Origin of the sequence: Neotamlana laminarinivorans (assembly GCF_020523925.1) — a bacterium.
Taxonomy (GTDB): domain Bacteria; phylum Bacteroidota; class Bacteroidia; order Flavobacteriales; family Flavobacteriaceae; genus Neotamlana; species Neotamlana laminarinivorans.
The window spans coordinates 1-274 of record NZ_JAJAPW010000109.1; the positions used below are offsets into that span (position 1 = coordinate 1).

Here is a 274-nt window from a genome sequence, read left to right on the forward strand (position 1 = left end):
TGTTAGCTTATAACCTGTAGCATCTGAAATAGCTGTCCATGATAAATTGGTAGTTATTGAAACATCTGTTGAACCGTTTAACGGACTTGTTAATGTTGTACACATTGGAACTGTTGGAAGTGTTTCTGTACTGAAACTTTCTTCTGTACAACTTACTGCATCGCCTACAGCATTGTAAGGCGTTATGCTTACGTAAATAGTTGTGGTCTCTGGTAAATCTGATACGAAATCGTAGGTTAATACATTGCCAACATCTTCTGCATTCAAAATATCT

1 protein-coding gene is annotated in these 274 nt (G+C 36.5%); it reads right to left on the minus strand.

Annotated elements, in window-relative coordinates; translation table 11 throughout:
* On the minus strand, positions 1-274 hold a 274-nt coding region (locus LG649_RS16245), incomplete at both ends, for a hypothetical protein (protein ID WP_394371928.1).